Source organism: Nonomuraea sp. NPDC052265 (assembly GCF_044547985.1).
Lineage (GTDB): Bacteria > Actinomycetota > Actinomycetes > Streptosporangiales > Streptosporangiaceae > Nonomuraea.
This window is the reverse complement of the sequence record NZ_JBIUBJ010000001.1, coordinates 23,685-40,874: the sequence shown is the minus strand read 5'-3', so window position 1 is coordinate 40,874 and position 17,190 is coordinate 23,685. Positions and strand designations below refer to the sequence as shown.

At 70.3% G+C, this 17,190-nt stretch carries 15 protein-coding genes; 10 read left to right on the top strand and 5 right to left on the bottom strand.

The features are described 5' to 3' along the window. Window positions 1-107: 107 nt before the first annotated feature. From ACIHAD_RS00200 to ACIHAD_RS00170, 7 genes are all read left to right on the top strand, one after another. Complete coding sequence (locus ACIHAD_RS00200) at window positions 108-1,358, top strand: glycosyltransferase (protein WP_397352094.1); 1,251 nt, start codon at window positions 108-110, stop codon at window positions 1,356-1,358. 17 nt (window positions 1,359-1,375) lie between these two features. Then, window positions 1,376-2,773, top strand: coding sequence for an aminobutyraldehyde dehydrogenase (locus tag ACIHAD_RS00195; protein WP_397352093.1), 1,398 nt, complete (start codon window positions 1,376-1,378; stop codon window positions 2,771-2,773). Between the two features lie 252 nt (window positions 2,774-3,025). After that, window positions 3,026-6,265 carry a nitrate- and nitrite sensing domain-containing protein gene (locus ACIHAD_RS00190; RefSeq protein ID WP_397352092.1) on the top strand — a complete coding sequence of 1,080 codons (3,240 nt, stop codon included), beginning with the start codon at window positions 3,026-3,028 and terminating at the stop codon, window positions 6,263-6,265. Between the two features lie 5 nt (window positions 6,266-6,270). Beyond that, entirely contained in the window at window positions 6,271-6,684 is a 414-nt protein-coding gene (locus ACIHAD_RS00185; protein ID WP_201760494.1) for a roadblock/LC7 domain-containing protein, read from the top strand. A 19-nt stretch (window positions 6,685-6,703) separates the two neighbouring features. After that, entirely contained in the window at window positions 6,704-7,108 is a 405-nt protein-coding gene (locus tag ACIHAD_RS00180; RefSeq protein ID WP_055507219.1) for a DUF742 domain-containing protein, read from the top strand. Window positions 7,109-7,115: 7 nt separating this feature from the next. Further along, window positions 7,116-7,667 carry a GTP-binding protein gene (locus ACIHAD_RS00175; RefSeq protein ID WP_397353014.1) on the top strand — a complete coding sequence of 184 codons (552 nt, stop codon included), beginning with the start codon at window positions 7,116-7,118 and terminating at the stop codon, window positions 7,665-7,667. 64 nt (window positions 7,668-7,731) lie between these two features. Then, the gene (locus ACIHAD_RS00170) at window positions 7,732-7,929 is read left to right on the top strand and encodes a hypothetical protein (RefSeq protein ID WP_397352091.1); all 198 of its coding nucleotides are present in this window, start codon (window positions 7,732-7,734) and stop codon (window positions 7,927-7,929) included. 12 nt (window positions 7,930-7,941) lie between these two features. Here ACIHAD_RS00170 and ACIHAD_RS00165 read toward each other — a convergent pair whose 3' ends face one another. Then, window positions 7,942-8,715, bottom strand: a complete 774-nt coding sequence (locus tag ACIHAD_RS00165; protein WP_397352090.1) for an ABC transporter ATP-binding protein — start codon at window positions 8,713-8,715, stop codon at window positions 7,942-7,944. A 105-nt stretch (window positions 8,716-8,820) separates the two neighbouring features. Continuing rightward, complete coding sequence (locus ACIHAD_RS00160; protein ID WP_397352089.1) at window positions 8,821-10,113, bottom strand: flavin-dependent oxidoreductase; 1,293 nt, start codon at window positions 10,111-10,113, stop codon at window positions 8,821-8,823. A gap of 81 nt (window positions 10,114-10,194) precedes the next feature. Between ACIHAD_RS00160 and ACIHAD_RS00155 the strand changes: the two genes are divergently transcribed. Then, the gene (locus ACIHAD_RS00155; RefSeq protein ID WP_397352088.1) at window positions 10,195-10,629 is read left to right on the top strand and encodes a pyridoxamine 5'-phosphate oxidase family protein; all 435 of its coding nucleotides are present in this window, start codon (window positions 10,195-10,197) and stop codon (window positions 10,627-10,629) included. Here the strand turns inward: ACIHAD_RS00155 and ACIHAD_RS00150 are convergent. From ACIHAD_RS00150 to ACIHAD_RS00140, 3 genes are read right to left on the bottom strand one after another with little or no spacing between them, the layout of a single operon-like run. Beyond that, complete coding sequence (locus ACIHAD_RS00150) at window positions 10,616-11,446, bottom strand: ABC transporter permease (protein WP_397352087.1); 831 nt, start codon at window positions 11,444-11,446, stop codon at window positions 10,616-10,618. The genes ACIHAD_RS00155 and ACIHAD_RS00150 overlap by 14 nt on opposite strands. Continuing rightward, on the bottom strand, window positions 11,443-12,264 hold the full coding sequence (locus ACIHAD_RS00145) for an ABC transporter permease (RefSeq protein WP_397352086.1): 822 nt from the start codon (window positions 12,262-12,264) through the stop codon (window positions 11,443-11,445). The genes ACIHAD_RS00150 and ACIHAD_RS00145 overlap by 4 nt, the downstream gene beginning before the upstream one ends. Beyond that, entirely contained in the window at window positions 12,261-13,136 is an 876-nt protein-coding gene (locus ACIHAD_RS00140; RefSeq protein ID WP_397352085.1) for an ABC transporter substrate-binding protein, read from the bottom strand. The genes ACIHAD_RS00145 and ACIHAD_RS00140 overlap by 4 nt, the downstream gene beginning before the upstream one ends. A gap of 765 nt (window positions 13,137-13,901) precedes the next feature. Between ACIHAD_RS00140 and ACIHAD_RS00135 the strand changes: the two genes are divergently transcribed. Together ACIHAD_RS00135 and ACIHAD_RS00130 are read left to right on the top strand one after the other, a co-directional pair. Next, window positions 13,902-16,724, top strand: a complete 2,823-nt coding sequence (locus ACIHAD_RS00135; protein WP_397352084.1) for a nitrate- and nitrite sensing domain-containing protein — start codon at window positions 13,902-13,904, stop codon at window positions 16,722-16,724. Beyond that, window positions 16,721-17,143 carry a roadblock/LC7 domain-containing protein gene (locus ACIHAD_RS00130; protein WP_020546542.1) on the top strand — a complete coding sequence of 141 codons (423 nt, stop codon included), beginning with the start codon at window positions 16,721-16,723 and terminating at the stop codon, window positions 17,141-17,143. The genes ACIHAD_RS00135 and ACIHAD_RS00130 overlap by 4 nt, the downstream gene beginning before the upstream one ends. Window positions 17,144-17,190: the final 47 nt, after the last annotated feature.

Here is a 17,190-nt window from a genome sequence, read left to right as displayed (position 1 = left end):
GTGACCATAGTGCACTTAACTTGCGCTTCACGCTAGATGAGTATTTGAATTCCTCTTCAATTTGACGAGTTCCCCCGGAGTTCACGATGTCCCTCACCATCCTTTTCATGCCAGAGAGCGCGTACGGCCCCACGAACAACTGCATCGGCGTCGGCGACATTCTCCGCCGTCGCGGGCACCGCGTCGTCTTCGCCGCGGAGTCGTCCTGGAAGGGCAAGCTCGAAGCGCTCGGCTTCGAGGAGGACCTCGTCGACCTGGCCCCGCCGCCCGAGAACGCCGAGGAGCAGGACGCCGGCCAGTTCTGGAAGGACTTCATCCGCGAGACCGCGCCGGAGTACCGCAAGAGCACGCTGGAGCAGCTCGACACCGTCACCAAGCCCATCTGGGACTCCCTCATCGACGGCGCCAAGTACTGCGAGCCGCAGCTCAAGGCCATCATCGAGCGGGTGAACCCGGACGTGATCGTCGAGGACAACGTGATCACGTTCCCGGCGCTGCTCACGGCGGGCAAGAAGTTCGTCCGCATCGTCTCCTGCAACCCGCTGGAGGTGCGCGGCGAGAACGTCGCGCCGGTCTTCTCCGGCCTGCCCGCCGGCGACCGCTCCGACTGGGACGCCTTCCGCGCCGAGTACGACCGCACCCACCGCGAGGTCTGGACCGCCTTCAACGAGTGGTGCGTCGAGCAGGGCACCGCCCCGCTGTCCGACCTGGACTTCATCCACGAGGGCGACCTGAACCTCTACGTCTTCCCCGAGATCCTCGACTACACCGACGCCCGCCCGCTCGGCCCGAGCTGGCACCGGCTGGACTCCTCGGTGCGCGAGACCGACGAGGACTTCACGCTGCCCTTCGAGCGCAACGACGGGTCGCTCATCTACTTCTCGCTCGGCTCTCTCGGCTCCTCCGACGTGGAGCTGATGCAGCGCGTGATCGACATCCTGGCCGGCACGCGGCACCAGTACATCGTCTCCAAGGGCCCGCTGCACGAGGAGATCAAGCTCGCCGACAACATGTACGGCGCCGAGTTCCTGCCGCAGACGAAGATCATCCCGCTGTGCGACCTGGTCATCACGCACGGCGGCAACAACACCACCACCGAGGCGGCGCACTTCGGCAAGCCGATGATCGTGCTGCCGCTGTTCTGGGACCAGTACGACAACGCCCAGCGCGTGGACGAGCTGGGCTACGGTGTCAGGCTCTCCACCTACACCTTCACCGACGAGGAGCTGACCGGCGCTGTGGAGCGCCTGCTCGGCGACACCGAGATGCGCGCGAGGCTCGCCGCCGCCGGCGAGGAGATCCGCCGCCGCGACGGCCTGCGCAAGGCCGCCGACCTGATCGAACAGCTCGGCCAGTAGGGATTTCGAGGACTTCCATGCGTGAACTGATCAACCCCGCCACCGGCCTCCCGTGCGCCGAGATCCCGGACACGCCGGTGGCGGACGTGGCGGCGGCCGTCCGGACCGCCCGGGGCGCGTTCGAGGAGTGGTCGCAGACCACCCCCGCCGAGCGCCAGCGGCTGCTGCTGCGCCTGGCCGACCTGGTGGAGGCCGACGCCGAGGAGCTGACCAGGCTGGAGGTGGAGGAGACCGGCAAGCCGGCGGCCGTGTTCAGGGATGGCGAGCTGCCCTTCGCCGTCGACAACCTGCGCTTCTTCGCCGGCGCCGCCCGCTCTCTGGAGGGGTCGGGCGCCGGGGTGTTCAGCGCCGGTTACACCTCGGTGCTGCTGCGCCGGCCCGTCGGGGTGGTGGGGTCGATCGCGCCGTGGAACTTCCCGTTCGTCATGGCGGTGTGGAAGGTCGGCCCGGCCGTGGCCGCGGGCAACGCCGTGGTCATCAAGCCGGCGCCGCAGACGCCGCGCACGACGCTGCGCCTGGCCGAGCTGTTCGCCAAGGCGGGCGCGCCCGAAGGGCTCGTCCAGGCGGTCACCGGCGACGCCGAGGTCGGCCAGGCGCTGGTGAGCGACCCGGGCGTGGACATGGTCAGCGTCACCGGCTCGACCGGCACCGGCCGGGCGGTCATGACCGGCGCGGCGGCCACGCTCAAGCGGGTGCACCTCGAACTCGGCGGCAAGGCGCCCGCCCTGGTCTTCCAGGACGCCGACCTGGCCGAGATGGCCCGCGGCGTGGCCATGGGCGCCACGTACAACACCGGCCAGGACTGCACCGCGGCCACCCGCGTCTACGTCGCCCGCGAGATCTACGACGACGCCGTGGAGGCCATCCGGGCGACCCTCGCCGAGATCACCGTGGGCGACCCCTGGGACCCGGCGACGGACATCGGCCCGCTGATCTCGGCCGCCCACCGCGAGCGGGTGCACGGCTTTGTCTCGCGCTCGGGCGGCCGGATCGTGCACGGCGGCGCGCCCGTCGAGGGGCCCGGCTTCTTCTACCCGCCCACGCTTGTGACCGATGTCGCACAGGAGAGCGAGATCGTTCAGGGGGAACTTTTCGGACCGGTCCTTGTGGCGGTGCCGTTCGACGGCGAGGACGAGGCCGTCCGGCTGGCCAACGACACCCCGTACGGGCTCGCCTCGTCGGTGTGGTCGCGCGACGTCGCGCGGGCGATGCGCGTGTCCCACCGGCTGGACGTGGGCGTGACCTGGGTGAACGATCATCTCCCGATCGCCAGCGAGGCGCCGCACGGCGGCGTGAAGGGCAGCGGGTTCGGCAAGGACATGAGCCAGGAGGCGGTGCAGGAGTATTCGGTGACGCGTCACCTGATGGTCAAGCACGCGGCACCCGTGGAGCGGGATTCGTTCCGGCCCGCCTGAAAACGTGTACGGCGATATGACGCCCAAAGCGCTGCTTTGGGTGCATTTAGTGGGAAATGTACGGTTGGCCGTCTGGTACGGACTGTGTTCCAATTACCCAGCCGGACAGAATCCCATGCGCCACACGCGTGTCTGATTTTCTTTCGAGCACGTACCGGCGAGAGGTTGCGAGAGTCAGTGAGGACGGAAAACCCCAGGCACACGAGGTCAGGGGAGTACACAGGCGGAAGGTTCCGGCTGGGGAACTGGCGTGTGCGCTCAAGGCTGATCGCGCTGATCCTCATCCCCACCATCGTGGGCGTGCTCCTCGCGGGTGTGCAGCTCGCCAACGCCATCGGGACGAGCTCCGAGTACCGCCGGCTGACCCAGGTCGCCGAGCTGGTGCAGCGCATCGGCGGGCTCACCCACGAGCTGGCCAAGGAACGCACGCTCACCGCGTGGTACGTCACCGACCAGTCGAAGGCCGGACGGTTCGTCCAGCTCAAGACCCAGCGCGCGGCCGTCGACGCGGCCAAGAAGAAAGTGCTGGCCTCGGCGAACGCCATCGACGCCGCGCACTCGGCCCGTATCCGCGACGGTGTGGAGAACATGCGCCGGTGGCTCACCGGCCTCGACAGCCTCCGCACGTCGATGGTGGCCGAGGGCGTGCCCCCGCGAGCCGCGATCACCACGTACACCACGATGATCGACGTCTTCTCCGCGATCCAGGGCGACCTGGGCGACGGCGTGAACGACGACGACCTCCAGGGTGACGTGGCCGCTCTCGGCTCGTTGCAGCGCGTCAAGGAAGAAGTCTCCAGGCAGCAGGCCATTGTCATGATCGCGCTCATCGAGCGTGAGCTGGACTACGACGACCTGTCGGAGTTCCTCGGTTCGTGGAGCCGCCAGCAGGCCGAGCTGACCTCCTTCGAGCGGGAGGCCGACCCGGCGGACCTGAAGGCGTACCAGAAGGGCATGCGCGGCCCGGACATCGACCGCGCCGACGCCATGCGGCAGCGCGCCCTGGCCCAGGTCCGCGAGTACAACCGGATCAGGGACCTCGACGTCACCTCCGCCCGCGACCTGAGCCGCTGGTACGACAGCACCACCCTGGCCGGCAACGCCATGCGCAAGGTCGAGGACGGCCTGGCCACCAAGATCGTGACCAGGGCCCGCGAGCTCAGCGACACCGAGCAGCGCAACGCCATCATCAGCGGTGCGACCATCCTCGTCCTGCTGCTGCTCGTCCTGATCATCACCACCCGGGTGGCCGGTTCGCTGGTCCGCCCGCTGCGCCGGCTGCGCGCCGAGGCGCTCCAGGTGGCCACCACCCGGCTGCCCGAGACCGTCCGCATCCTGCGCGAGTCCGGCGAGGGCGCGCAGGTGCCCGAGGTGCCCTCGGTCGGCGTCAACACCCGTGACGAGATCGGTGAAGTGGCCCGGGCCTTCGACGAGGTCCACCGCGAGGCGCTCCGGCTGGCCGGTGACGAGGCCAAGCTGCGCGCCAACGTCAACGCCATGTTCGTCAACCTCTCCCGCCGCAGCCAGACGCTGGTCGAACGGCAGCTCCAGCTCATCGAGGGCCTGGAACAGGGCGAGGAGGACGAGCAGCGGCTCGCGAACCTCTTCCGCCTCGACCACCTGGCCACCCGCATGCGCCGCAACAGCGAGAACCTCCTGGTCCTCGCCGGCCAGGAGGCCGCGCGCAAGTGGAGCGAGCCGGTGCCGCTGGTCGACATCGCCCGCGCCTCGCTGTCGGAGGTCGAGAACTACGAACGCGTCCAGATCAAGATCCCGTCCGGCACGCTGATCGTCGGCCCGGCCGTCACCGACGCCGTCCACCTGCTCGCCGAGCTGATCGAGAACGCGATCTCCTTCTCACCCCGCGAGAGCAAGGTCGAGGTCTCCAGCGTGGCCGCCGACGGCGGCGTCATGATCTCCATCAACGACCTGGGCATCGGCATGAGCCCCGAAGAGCTCGCCGAGGCCAACTGGCGCCTGGCCAACCCGCCCGTCGTGGACGTCGGCGTCTCCCGCCGCATGGGCCTGTTCGTGGTCGGCCGCCTGGCGCTGCGCCACGGCATCCGCGTCCAGCTCAGCATGCGGGAGACCGGCGGCCTGAGCGCGCTGGTGATGATGCCCGACATGCTCATCAGCGGCGGCGCGGGCATGCCGCAGCAGGCCGGCAGCCAGTACGAGGCGTTCACCACGTTCGACCCGAGCCAGTTCGGCCTCCCCGCCCAGCCCGCCGAGGCGAGCCAGAACGGCGGCCACGTCTCCGCGCCGGACGCGGCCGACCGGGTGCTGGACACGCAGTGGCCGGGCTCGCTGCCCGCGCCGGGCACCGGCAACTGGCCGTCCTTCGCCGACGAGCCCGCCCAGGGGGAGACCCGCTGGGGTTCCTTCGGCGAGGAGCCGGGCCGGGACGAGCCGCGCTGGCCGTCGTTCGCCGAGGACCCCAAGCCGTCCTTCGGCGACGAGCCCAAGCCCTTCTTCGCCGAAGAGCCCAAGCCGTTCTTCGGTGAGGAACCCAGGCCGTTCCCCGGTGAGGAGCCGCCCGCGGCCCCGGCGCAGCCCGAGCCGCAGCCGCAGGCCCAGTCCCCGTGGGGCGAGCAGCGCTGGCCCTCCTTCGCCGAGCAGCCGCCGCCGATCCAGGACGACGAGCCCCGCTGGCCCTCCTTCGCCACCGAGCCGCCGCAGAGCGGGACGGAGGAGCCCCGCTGGTCCTCCTTCGGCTCGCCGTCCTTCGGCGACACCTCGCTCGGCCAGTCGGCCTTCGGCGAGGAGCAGCGGCGATCCCTGTTCGAGTCGGTCGACCGGCCGAGCCCCCCGCCGTACGGCGAGGAGCCCTACCGCTCGGCGTTCGGCGACCTCCAGGGGTTCGGCGCGGAGGAGCCCAAGCCCGCCGACCAGTACGAGCAGAGCCGTCCGGGCGCCTACGGCCCGTTCGGGCAGGGCGACTACTCCTCGCAGGACCTGACCGGCCCGCTCCCCGTGGTGCGCACCTCGGCTCTGGAGGAGCAGAGCGAGGAGTTCCTGCCGATCTTCTCGTCCGTCGGCTCGGACTGGTTCCGCAGGCCCGACCCCGAGCAGCTGCGCCACGACCAGGAGCACGAGCACGAGATCACCGCCGTGCACCCGGCCGTGCCCGCCGAGCCTCCGTCGGCGGCGCCGCCCGCCGCCCCGGAGGTGGGCCGGTCCGGGCTGCCGCAGCGCAAGCCCGGCCAGTCGGGCGCCGGCGCGTCGTGGTCCTCGCCCGCCGACTCCGGCTTCCAGGCGGCCCAGGCCGCCGCGCAGCCCGCCCAGTCCGGCATCACGGCCTCGGGCCTGCCGCGCCGCGTGCCCAAGGCCAACCTCGTGCCCGGTACGGCCAGTCTCGCCGAGCCGCAGCCCACGTCGCCGCCGCCGCAGATCTCGCCCGAGCGGTTGCGCAGCAGGCTCTCCAGCTTCCAGCAGGGAGTGCGGCAAGGCCGCGCGTTCACCCGCGGAGAAGAGAATGAGGAGGACAAATGAGAGAGATGAGCCAGGGAGCGCGTGGCATCAGCTGGCTGATCACCGACTTCGTGAACAACGTGCCGGGCGTCGCGCACACCGTCGTGGTGTCGTCCGACGGCCTGCCGCTGGCCTTCTCGGAGGGTTTCCCGAAGGACCGGGCCGACCAGCTCGCCGCGGTCGCCTCGGGCGTGATCAGTTTGACGCAGGGCGCCGCGCGGGTCTTCGAGGGCGGTATGGTCACCCAGACCGTCATCGAGATGCAGCGCGGGCTCTTGATGATCATGTCCATCAGCGACGGTTCCTGTCTGGCCGTCCTGGCGGCCCCCGACTGTGACATGGGCCTCGTGGCGTACCAGATGACGCTGCTGGTCGAGCGGGCCGGTCAGGTGCTGACCCCGGCCGTACGCGCTGAGCTGCAAGCGGCCCGCCCCCGCTAGCGGGCGGTGACAGGAGATCATGGTGTCAGGTCAGGGTTGGGCTGGTGATAGCACTCCGCCGCATCCGGCGGCCCCTCGTCCGCAGAAGCCGAGCTCCCTGGTACGGCCCTATGCCGTGACCGGGGGGCGCACCGCGCCGCGGATGAAGTTCGCCATGGAGGCTTTGGTGTCCTCCGTGACGTCGGAATACCAAGACATTTCCCTACTGAGTCCGGAGTATCAGGCGATCATTCAACTGACCCGGAACGTCCGGTCGGTTGCCGAGATCTCCGCCCTTTTACGCCAGCCCCTTGGTGTGGTCCGGGTGCTGATCGCCGACATGGCGTCGGAGGGCCTGATCCGCGTGCACCAGCCTGCGCTGGACGCGGGAAAGCCGGACCTCAACTTGCTCGAAAGGGTGCTCAGTGGACTTCGCAGGCTCTAGCCCCGGTCTGACCTCGACGAAGATCGTCGTGGCCGGGGGCTTCGGCGTGGGGAAGACGACGTTCGTGGGAGCGGTCTCGGAGATCCTGCCGCTCACCACGGAAGCGGTCATGACGGACGCCTCGGCACACGTCGATGACATCTCGCTCACGCCGAACAAGACGACCACCACCGTGGCGATGGACTTCGGACGTGTGTCGCTGGATCGCGACCTGATCCTTTACCTGTTCGGCACCCCCGGACAGCACCGCTTCTGGTTCATGTGGGACGACCTCGTCCGCGGCGCGATCGGCGCCGTCGTCCTGGTGGACACGCGCCGTCTCGCGGACAGCTTCCCCGCGATCGACTACTTCGAAGAGGCCAAGCTGCCCTTCGTGATCGGCATCAACGGCTGGGACGGCCAGTTTGCCCACGCCGAGGACGAGATCCGGGAGGCCCTGTCCGTCGGCGGGCACATCCCGATCGTCCGCCTCGACGCCCGCCAGCGCGACATGGTGAAATCCACCCTGATCACGCTGGTGGAGCACGCGCTCACCCGCCACTCGCACACACCTGTATAGACGGGCGCACACCGGGCGCGCGCATCCCGTCCGCGCGCGCCCGCCAAGGTGACGGGCCACGACCATGGAACGGTGGATGCCGGGCGGCGACCTGGACGTCGCCCGCGTGGGCTACGGCGCGATGAAGCTGACGGGCCGGCCCAGGGGCGAGCGGCCGGACGGGGAGACCGCCCTGGCCGTGCTGCGTTTCCAGCCGATCACCGCCGGGCGCATCCCGCCGGGGGGACGACACCGGCCTCCGGCGGCCCGCACCCGCGGCTGAGGCCGGTCCGCGTCAGACGGCGGCGGCGTGGCCGCGCACCAGGCGGCCGACCTCGGCGCGCAGGTGGACGAAGTCGGGGTGCTCGCGGGTGGTGATCTGGTCGCGCGGCCCCGGCAGATCGACCTTCAGGTCGCCGACCACGTGCGCGGGCGCCTTCGACAGCACCACGACGCGGTCGCCGACGTAGACGCTCTCGTCGATGTCGTGCGTGATGAGCACGATCGTCATCTGGTGGTGGCCGCGCACCTTCAGCACGAGGTCTTCCAGGTCTTCGCGGGTCTGGGCGTCGACCGAGCCGAACGGCTCGTCCATGAGCATGAGCGAGGGCCGGTAGGCCAGCGCCCGCGCGATCGCCACCCGCTGCTGCATGCCGCCCGAGAGCTGGAACGGGTACTTCTTCTCGGCGCCCTGGAGCCCGACCGACTCCAGCGCCTCCTGGGCGGCCTCGCGGCGCTGCCGCTTGTCCATGCCCCGGCGGCGCAGCGGCAGGGCGACGTTGTCGGCCACCGACATCCACGGGAACAGTGAGCGGCTGTAGTCCTGGAAGACCACCGCCAGGTTGTCGGGCGTCTGCCGTACCAGCTCGCCCTCGACCCTGACCTCGCCGCCCGTGGGCCTGATCAGCCCGGCGATGGACCGCAGCAGGGTGGACTTCCCGGCGCCCGACGGCCCGACGATGCACAGCAGCTCGCCCGCGGCGACGCTCAGGTTCAGCCCTTCGATGGCGTGGTGAGCGTTGGGGCCACCGCCGCCGTACACGTGGGAGAGGTTCTCTATCTCGAGCATGGATGTCCTAGGGGGCGAGGCCGCGAGCGGAGGACCGACTCGGGAAGCCAGAAATGTCGGTATGGCTCTACGGTGTCGGATCTTACCCTTGAGTCTTCACGGCTGTCATGGGATGCGTACGCTCCACGACTCCCGCTCGTTCAGCGCCCGGACGTCGGCGTCGGAGATGCGCCGCTGCGCCCCGGCCATCGCGGCCAGCTCGGCCTCCGTCAGCACGTCGGCGATGTCGGCGAACCCGTCGGGCGCGCGCTCGGTCACCAGCCCGATCGTATCCTCGATCGGCAACGCCCGATGCGCCAGCACCAGCGCCGACGTGGGCGGACGCCGTTCCTCCTCGTACGTCTCGAGCGCCGTGACCGGGTCGCCGGACGTCGCCAGGCACCGGGCCAGCACCCGCGCGTCGAGCACGGCCTGCGAGCCGCCGTTCGAGCCGATCGGGTACATGGGGTGCGCGGCGTCGCCCAGCAGCGTCACCCGGCCCTCCCCCCAGACGGGCAGCGGGTCGCGGTCGACCATCGGGTACTCCAGGATGCGGGCGGAGGCCGCCGGCAATCCCTGGACGTCGGCCGGACGGTACCGCCAATGCGCGAAGTGGGCGGCCACCTCCTCCAGCCGGCCCTCGCGCGACCAGTCGGCCTCCGCGACGAGGCCGGGCTCGGCCACCTTGACCTCGGCCACCCAGTTGACCAGCCGGGGATTCCGGGCAGAGACGTGATACGTCACGAACTTCCCGGCCCGGTTGGAGCCGCCCACCAGCACCGTGGCGCCGTCCAGGATGGGGTCGGCCTCGGCCACCCCGCGCCACATCCTGATGCCCGCCCACAGCAGCGGATCGCCCGACGGGTGCAGCAGCGCGCGTACCGTGGACTGCACGCCGTCCGCGCCGACGAGCACGTCCACCCGTTCCTCCAGCAGCTCGCCGCCCTGCCGGAGCCGGACGAGGACCTCCTTGCCGTCCTGCTCGAAGCCCTCCAGGCGCACGCCCGTCCGCACCGGGCCGACCCGTTCCTCGACCGCGGCCAGCAACGCCATCTGCAGCTCGCCGCGATGGATGCTGTACTGCGGCCAGCGGTAACCGGCCGACCGCCCGCGCGGCAGCGCCAGGATCACGTTGCCGTGCCGGTCGGCGAAGGTCATGAAGCTCGTCTCCACGCCCAGCGCGGCCAGCTCGCCGGCCAGCCCGAGCTCGGTCAGCTCCCGTACGGCGTGCGGCTGCAGATTGATCCCGACGCCGAGCGGCCTCAGCGCGGCGGCCGCCTCCACGACCACGCACTCCAGCCCGGCCGCCGCCAGGCTGAGCGCGGTGGTGAGCCCGCCGATCCCGCCGCCCACGATCATCGTCCGCACGTCGCCCCCAGAGGTGTCGATCCGGTCATCGGTGTTCCTGACGCGGAACATGACGCTAAGTTTCTCGCCCTTTGCACGTCGAAGAACAGATTTATCCCACTAACCTCGTTCCTATCTGGTGTGAGGTGTGTGATGCGCGGATTCAGTGACGGGGAGTTCGCCTACCTGCTCGAGCACGACCTGGCGCGGCTCGCCACGGCGGGAGCCGGGGGAACGCCGCACGTCGTGCCGGTGAGGATCCATCTCCAGCCGGACCGCGGCATGATCGCGGTCGGCTCCCGCATGCTGCCCGGCGGCGTGCGTCCGCGGCGCTACCGCGCCGACGTCAGGAGCAACCCCGAGGTGTCGCTCGTCGTGGACGACTTCACCGAGGAGGGGCCGCGCGGCGTCCTCGTCCAGGGGGTCGGGCGGGTCCACCCCAAGGGCGGCGAACGGCTCAAACCCGGGTACGAGCCCGTATGGGTGGAGATCATGCCGCTCGCCGTCGCGTCGTGGGGCATCGACTCGGGCGCCTACGAACCGCCGCGCAGCCGCCCGGTCGCCGCCGGCACGTTCACTGCTCCGTGAGCCGCTGCGCGCCGAGGTGCCAGGCCAGCACCCGCCGCTCGGCCACCAGGAACAGCTCGTTGAGCAGGTAGCCCAGCACGCCCAGCAGCACGATCCCGGCCCACATCGCGGGCAGGTCGAACGTCGAGTACGCGTTCGTGAGCTGGAACCCGATGCCGTCGGAGGCCCCCGGCAGCAGTTCGGCGAAGACCATCACGATCAGCGACAGGGACAGCGCCAGCCGCAGCCCGGCGAACATCTTCGGCAGCGCCGACGGCAGGACGACCCGCAGCAGGCGCTCGGTCCGCGACAGCCGGAACACCCGCCCGGTGTCCAGGTGCAGCGGATCGACCGCCCGCGCGCCGTCGGCCGTGTTGAGCAGCACCGGCCACACGACGCTGAACATGATGAACGCGAGCTGCATGCGCAGCCCGAACCCGAACACCACCAGGAACACGGTGACCAGCGCGGGCGGCGGGATCGCGCGCAGGAACTGCAGCACGCCGTCGAGGTAGTCGTAGACCCGCGCGGACAGGCCGAACGCCAGCCCGAGCACCACCCCGGCCACGCCTCCGCCCGCGAACCCGGCGGCCATCCTGCCCAGGCTCGGCAGGACGTTGTCGACGGCCTCGCCGGTCAGGAACAGGCTGCCGGGCGGGCCGGAGAACCACATCTGGTGCATCCGGCCCACGATCGTCGTCGGCGGGGGGAAGAACGCGCTGCCCGCCAGCCGCGTGCCCACCTCCCAGCCCAGGACGAGCACGACCAGCACGGCCACCCGGAACGCCGTGCCGCGCCCGCCGTCGCGCGCCGACGGCCCGCGCCCGGCCCTGGTCACGCCCCCTCCGTCAGCCGGGCGTGGTGCCAGCCGAAGGCACGCCGCTCGGCCGCCACCAGCAAGGCGTTGACCAGCACGCCGAACAGCCCCACCCAGAACACCCCGGCCAGGATGTCGGTCATCCTGGCCGGGACCGCGATCCCGGCGAAGAAGATGAACACGCCGATGCCCTCCCCGCGCCCGGCCACGATCTCGGTGCTGACGGTCAGGATGAGCGCCACGGACGCCGCCAGCCGCACGCCCGTCGTGATGAACGGCGCCGCCGACGGCAGGCTGACGCGCAGCAGCACCGACAGCGGGCCGAAGCCGTAGGAGCGCAGGGTCTCCTTGGCGACGGGGTCGACGCCGCGCAGGCCGTACATGGTGTTGTAGAGGATGGGCCACATGGCGGCGTAGAGCACGAGCGTGACGCGGAGTTGCAGGCCGGTCCCGATCACGAGGGCGACCAGCGGGATCAGCGCCACGGACGGGATCGGCCGCAGGAACTCCACCACCGAGCGCGTGGCGGCGTCGATCACCGGCACGCTGCCGAGCAGCAGGCCGAGCGGCACCGCCACCAGCACCGCGAGGCCCAGCCCGAGGGCCCAGGCGAGCAGGCTGGTCAGGGCGTGGTCGCGGAAGGCGGGATCGGCGAGCAGCGCGGCGCCGCGCCCGACGATCCGCGTGGCCGGCGGCAGCACCTCGGCGTCCACCAGCCCCGACCGGCTCAGCAGCTCGACGAGGACGGCGAAGCCCGCCGCCCCCGCCGCCCGGCGCGACCACCGCGTGGCGGCGCCGGCCGGACGGCGGACGACGACTCCCGTCGTGGTGGTGCTCACCCTGACGTGGTCGGCGACATCAACGTCTTGACGTCGATCTCCTTGCCGAGCCACTTGGCCTCCCACATCCAGTCGGCCACCCGCTGCAGCCGCACCGGGTTGTCGGAACTGGAGAAGTAGGGGAAGGTGACCGTCGCCGCCGTGGACGCGTCGATCTGCGTGAAGTTCGGCAGCACCTTGGCCACCACCTCACGGTTGTTCTCCATCAGCTTGGCCGCGTTGTGGATGGCCCGCTGGAAGGCCGCCGCCGTCTTCGGGTTCTTCTCGTACCAGTCCTGGGTGCTGATGTATCCCGAGATCGGGAACTCCGCCGCCGGCCCGGAGGCGGGGTCGAGGATCTTGCGCGCGCCCATCTGCGAGGTCGCCGCGGTGACCTGCGGTTCGCCCAGGTACGCCGCGTCGATCTGGCCGTTCTTCCACGAGGCCATGATGTTCTGGAACGTCACGGGGACGTACTTGATCGTGGCCGGGTCGATGTTGTTGGCCTTGAGCACCTGGGTGAGCGCGAGCTCCTGGAAGTTGTGCAGGACGTTGACGTTGATCGTCTTGCCCGCGAGGTCCTTCGGCGTCTTGATGGGGGAGTTGGGCAGCGCCATGATGCTGAGCGAGTCGGGGGCGGCCCGCGAGCCCTCGGCGAGCACGTGGATCTTGATCGCCCCCTTGTCGTGCGCCTGGAACATCGACACGTAGTTGCCGAACATGGCGTCGATCTCGCCGTTGACCAGCATGGGGATCGCCTCGGGGGCGGCCTGGACGACCTGCGGGGTGACGTCGAGCCCCTCTTGCTCGAAGAGCTTCTGGTCGATGGCGACGTAGATGGCGGCACTGTCGATGGCGGGCAGGGTGGCGATCTTGAGCTTCGTCTTCTCCAAGGCGCCGCCGCCGCCGTTCGCGGAGGCGGAAGGTGGTGCGCCGGCGGTGGTTGAGCCGCCGGTGCTGCACGCTACGGCGCCTAAAGTCACAGCGAACCCGATGATGGCGGCCTTGGCGGAGCGGCCAAGCCTCATGTCAGGGACTCCCTTCAAGACGTGGAGCCGGGGGGACCGGGTGGCTGAACTGCCCCCGGGGCTGAGTGCCTGACGAACAAGCAGGAAACGACCGTAGCACCACATTGGCAGTCATTATCAAGAAAATGACTCTTGTGGTTGCAATGTCCGTTTGCCGCTCTATCGTAAATAGAGGCGTGAGATGTCTTTGTCCGTTTTGGGAAAGAAGGTGGCGACCGGGGCGTCTGTTACTGGTGGGACTAGCTGACCTGGATCGTTCCGCGGGCGGAAGGGGGCTTGCGGAACACGTTTCGGCTGCCCGTTTTTGCAGGTAAACGGCGGTCTACCAATTTTGTCACAATTTTTGGACAATCCGGGATATAAGCCTCAGAGGGGCACTATAGGTGGTTGGTCCTGACCGGTACCTGTGCTCAAATGGCCCTCATCTCGATTGTACATATTGCCCCACGTGCATTTACCTGCATGGTCTTCGAGAATTCCCCTCCGGGGCGAGAGGTTGCGAGGCAAGTGAGAACGCAGAGCGCTGAAGCTTCCGCTGACCGCGAGCCGCACGGGCGCCAGAAGCGACGGCTGCCCAAACCAGCTTCTAACAGGTTCGGATTGGGCAATTGGCACGTACGATCGCGCCTTGTGGCATTGATCGTCGTGCCCACGGCCGTCGCGGTGGGTCTGGGCGGGCTGAACGTGATCACCTCCCTCAGGGACGCCGACACCTACCAGACACTCAGGGAGGTCGCCGAGCTCAGCGAGCAGCTCGGCGCCGTCACGCACGAACTGGCCTTCGAGCGGGACGAGACCGCCCTCTACATCGCGCAAGGCCGTCCGGAGAGTCGCGCGGCCCAGCTCCGCACCACCTACAGCGGGGTCGACAACCTCATCGACGAGGCCAAGGTGCGGGCCGGCGCCCTCACCGACACCCACGCCGATTCCGTACGCCCGGTGCTGCGCCGCCTGGAGGAGATCCAGACCCTGCGCGACACCGCCGTCAAGGGCAAGATCCAGCCCCTGCCGATGATCCAGAAGTACTCCCAGATCATCGCCACCCTCCTGCAGTTCCACGACCAGGTGGGACAGGTCGCCGTGGACGACGACATCTCCCACAGCGCCAGCTCCATGGCGGCCATCGCGCGCGCGAAGGAGCAGGCGTCCAAGCAGCGCGGCATCCTGGCCAGCGCCCTGGACAAGAAGAGCTTCGACAGCGGCGAGCTCGACGCCCTCTCCGACGCCAAGGCGCGCGAGGAGAGCGAGGAGACCCTGTTCGCCACCCTGGCCAGCATCGACCAGCTGGAGCTCTACCGCGACACCGTCGTGGGCAGGGACGTCGACCAGACCGACCTGTTCCGGCTGCGGGCCATGGCCCAGTCCGTCGAGGCCAAGCCTCTGAGCATCGGCGTACGGTCGGACAAGGACGTCGGCACCTGGTTCGACGTCAGCACGGGCAAGATCGACGCCCTGCGCAGCGTGGAGAAGTCGCTGGCCTCCTCGGTGATCCTGCGGGCCCGCGCCCTGGAGGAGGCGGCCAACCGCTCGGCGCTGATCTCCGGTGTGCTCATCATGATCCTGCTGATCGTGGTGCTGATCATCATCACCTTCATCGCCCGCTCGCTCATCAGGCCGCTGCGCAGGCTGCGCGGCGAGGCCCTGGACATCGCCGGGAAACGTCTGCCGGAGACCGTGCGGCAGCTCCGCGAGGCGGGTGACGGCAAGGTCGGGCCCGTCCCGCCGATCGGGGTGGACACCCACGACGAGATCGGCGAGGTGGCGCGCGCCTTCGACGAGGTCCACCGCGAGGCGGTCCGGCTGGCCGGCGAGGAGGCGCGGCTGCGCTCGAACGTCAACGCGATGTTCGTGAACCTGTCGCGCCGCAGTCAGACGCTGGTGGAGCGGCAGATCACCCTGATCGACGGCCTGGAGCAGGGTGAGCAGGACGAGCAGCGGCTCGGCAACCTGTTCAAGCTGGACCACCTGGCCACCCGTATGCGGCGCAACAGTGAGAACCTGCTGGTGCTGGCCGGTCAGGACCCGCCGCGCCGCTGGAGCCAGCCGGTCAAGATGGTGGACGTCGCCCGCGCCTCCCTGTCGGAGGTCGAGAGCTACGAGCGCGTGGTGCTCCAGGTGCCCGACGGCGTGTCGGTGGCCGGCCAGGCCGTCAACGACGTCATCCACCTGCTGGCCGAGCTGGTGGAGAACGCGCTGTCGTTCTCGCCGCGCGAGACGCGGGTGGCGGTGTCGGGCAGCAGGATCGACGGCGGCGGCGTGATGTTGTCGATCACCGACTCCGGCATCGGCATGACCCCCGAGGAGCTGGCCCAGGCCAACGACCGGCTCACCGACTCGCCCAGCGTCGACGTGTCGGTCTCGCGGCGGATGGGCCTGTTCGTGGTCGCCAGGCTGGCCCACCGGCACGGCATCAGGGTGCAGCTCCGACCGCACAACTCGGGCGGGCTGACCGCCATGGTGCTCGTCCCGGAGAACATGCTGGGCTCGCAGCCGCCCGGCTTCGCCGGCATGCAGCCGCCGGTGCTCGCCGAGAGCACGTCGGGGAGCGAACCGTACGTGGGGCCGCACGCGGCGCCGCCGGCCACCGACTGGCCGCCGATCTCGGCTCCGCCCGAGCCCGACTGGCCCGCGGTCGCCTCCTCAGCCGGGGCCGACTGGCCGCCCGCGCCGCCCGCGCCGGGGGCCGACTGGCCGCAGTCGCCGCTCACCCCGGCCGCCGACTGGCCGCAGTCGCCACCGGCCGCCGGGCAGGACTGGCCGCGGCCCACCTATCAGATGGGCCCGGCGCACCCGTCGTACCCGTCGAACCCGGAGGCGGGGGGCAACTGGCCGCAGTGGCCGTCCGACGGCTGGCCCGCCGACGCGCACGGCGGCGGTTTCGACAGCCACGACATCTGGTCCCCGCCGCGCCACAACGGCGACCGCGGGCTGCCCGAACGTCCCGCGGCCGAGCCGCCGCCCCCCTGGAAGCAGGACGGCTTCCAGCGGCCGCGGCCCGACTTCCCCGAGACCGAGTCGGCGGCCACCGGCCCGATCCCGCCCGTGCCGCCCGCCTCCGCCGGCGACGACTACCTGCCGATCTTCGCCGCCGTCGAGTCGGCCTGGTTCGGCCGCGACGAGGGCGGCTGGGGCTCGACGAAGGCCGACGCCGGCTGGAGCGCGGCCGAGGCGGTGGCCGAACCGGCCCGCGACGGCACGACAGCGGCCGGCCTGCCCAAACGGGTGCCCAAGGCGAACCTGGTGCCGGGCTCGGCCGACACCTCCGCCTCGCCCAAGGGCGTGTCGCCGATGCCCTCGGTCTCGCCGGACCGGGTGCGGAACAGGTTGTCCAGCTTCCAGCAGGGCTTCCGGGCCGCGCGCGACGACATCACCGAGGGCAGGGCGTTCCAGCCGGGCCCTCGCGGCTCCTACAACGGTGAATCCCACAACAGTGACAGAGAGGAGGGCGCATGAACGACCTGAGCCACGCGGCGCGCGGAGTCGACTGGTTGATCACCGACTTCGTCAGCACGGTCCCCGGGGTGGCACATGCGGTGGTCGTCTCGTCCGACGGGTTGCCGCTTGCGGCCTCGTCGGGTTTCCCGGCTGACCGGGCTGACCAGTTGGCTGCGATCGCGTCCGGGCTGGTGAGCCTGACGCAGGGTGCGGCCAGGGTGTTCGAGGGCGGTGCGGTCAATCAGACGATCGTGGAGATGCAGCGCGGGCTGATGCTGATCATGTCGATCAGCGACGGTTCGTGTCTCGCGGTGCTGGCGGCTCCGGACTGTGACATGGGCCTGGTGGCGTACCAGATGACCTTGATGGTGGATCGCGCCGGTCAGGTGCTCACCCCGGCGGTGCGGGCCGAACTGCGCGCCAGCCAGACCAGGTGATGTAGGTGACGGACCAGAGATGGAACAGCGGCGGCTGGGCACCTCCG

What these genes read in the sequence shown, in the direction of transcription:
- ACIHAD_RS00130 (WP_020546542.1), top strand. Translation starts at nt 16,721, where the DNA reads ATGAACGACCTGAGCCACGCGGCGCGCGGAGTCGACTGGTTGATCACC.
- ACIHAD_RS00170 (WP_397352091.1), top strand. Translation starts at nt 7,732, where the DNA reads ATGGAACGGTGGATGCCGGGCGGCGACCTGGACGTCGCCCGCGTGGGC.
- ACIHAD_RS00180 (WP_055507219.1), top strand. Translation starts at nt 6,704, where the DNA reads ATGGTGTCAGGTCAGGGTTGGGCTGGTGATAGCACTCCGCCGCATCCG.
- ACIHAD_RS00165 (WP_397352090.1), bottom strand. Translation starts at nt 8,715, where the DNA reads ATGCTCGAGATAGAGAACCTCTCCCACGTGTACGGCGGCGGTGGCCCC.
- ACIHAD_RS00160 (WP_397352089.1), bottom strand. Translation starts at nt 10,113, where the DNA reads ATGTTCCGCGTCAGGAACACCGATGACCGGATCGACACCTCTGGGGGC.
- ACIHAD_RS00155 (WP_397352088.1), top strand. Translation starts at nt 10,195, where the DNA reads ATGCGCGGATTCAGTGACGGGGAGTTCGCCTACCTGCTCGAGCACGAC.
- ACIHAD_RS00185 (WP_201760494.1), top strand. Translation starts at nt 6,271, where the DNA reads ATGAGCCAGGGAGCGCGTGGCATCAGCTGGCTGATCACCGACTTCGTG.
- ACIHAD_RS00200 (WP_397352094.1), top strand. Translation starts at nt 108, where the DNA reads ATGCCAGAGAGCGCGTACGGCCCCACGAACAACTGCATCGGCGTCGGC.
- ACIHAD_RS00195 (WP_397352093.1), top strand. Translation starts at nt 1,376, where the DNA reads ATGCGTGAACTGATCAACCCCGCCACCGGCCTCCCGTGCGCCGAGATC.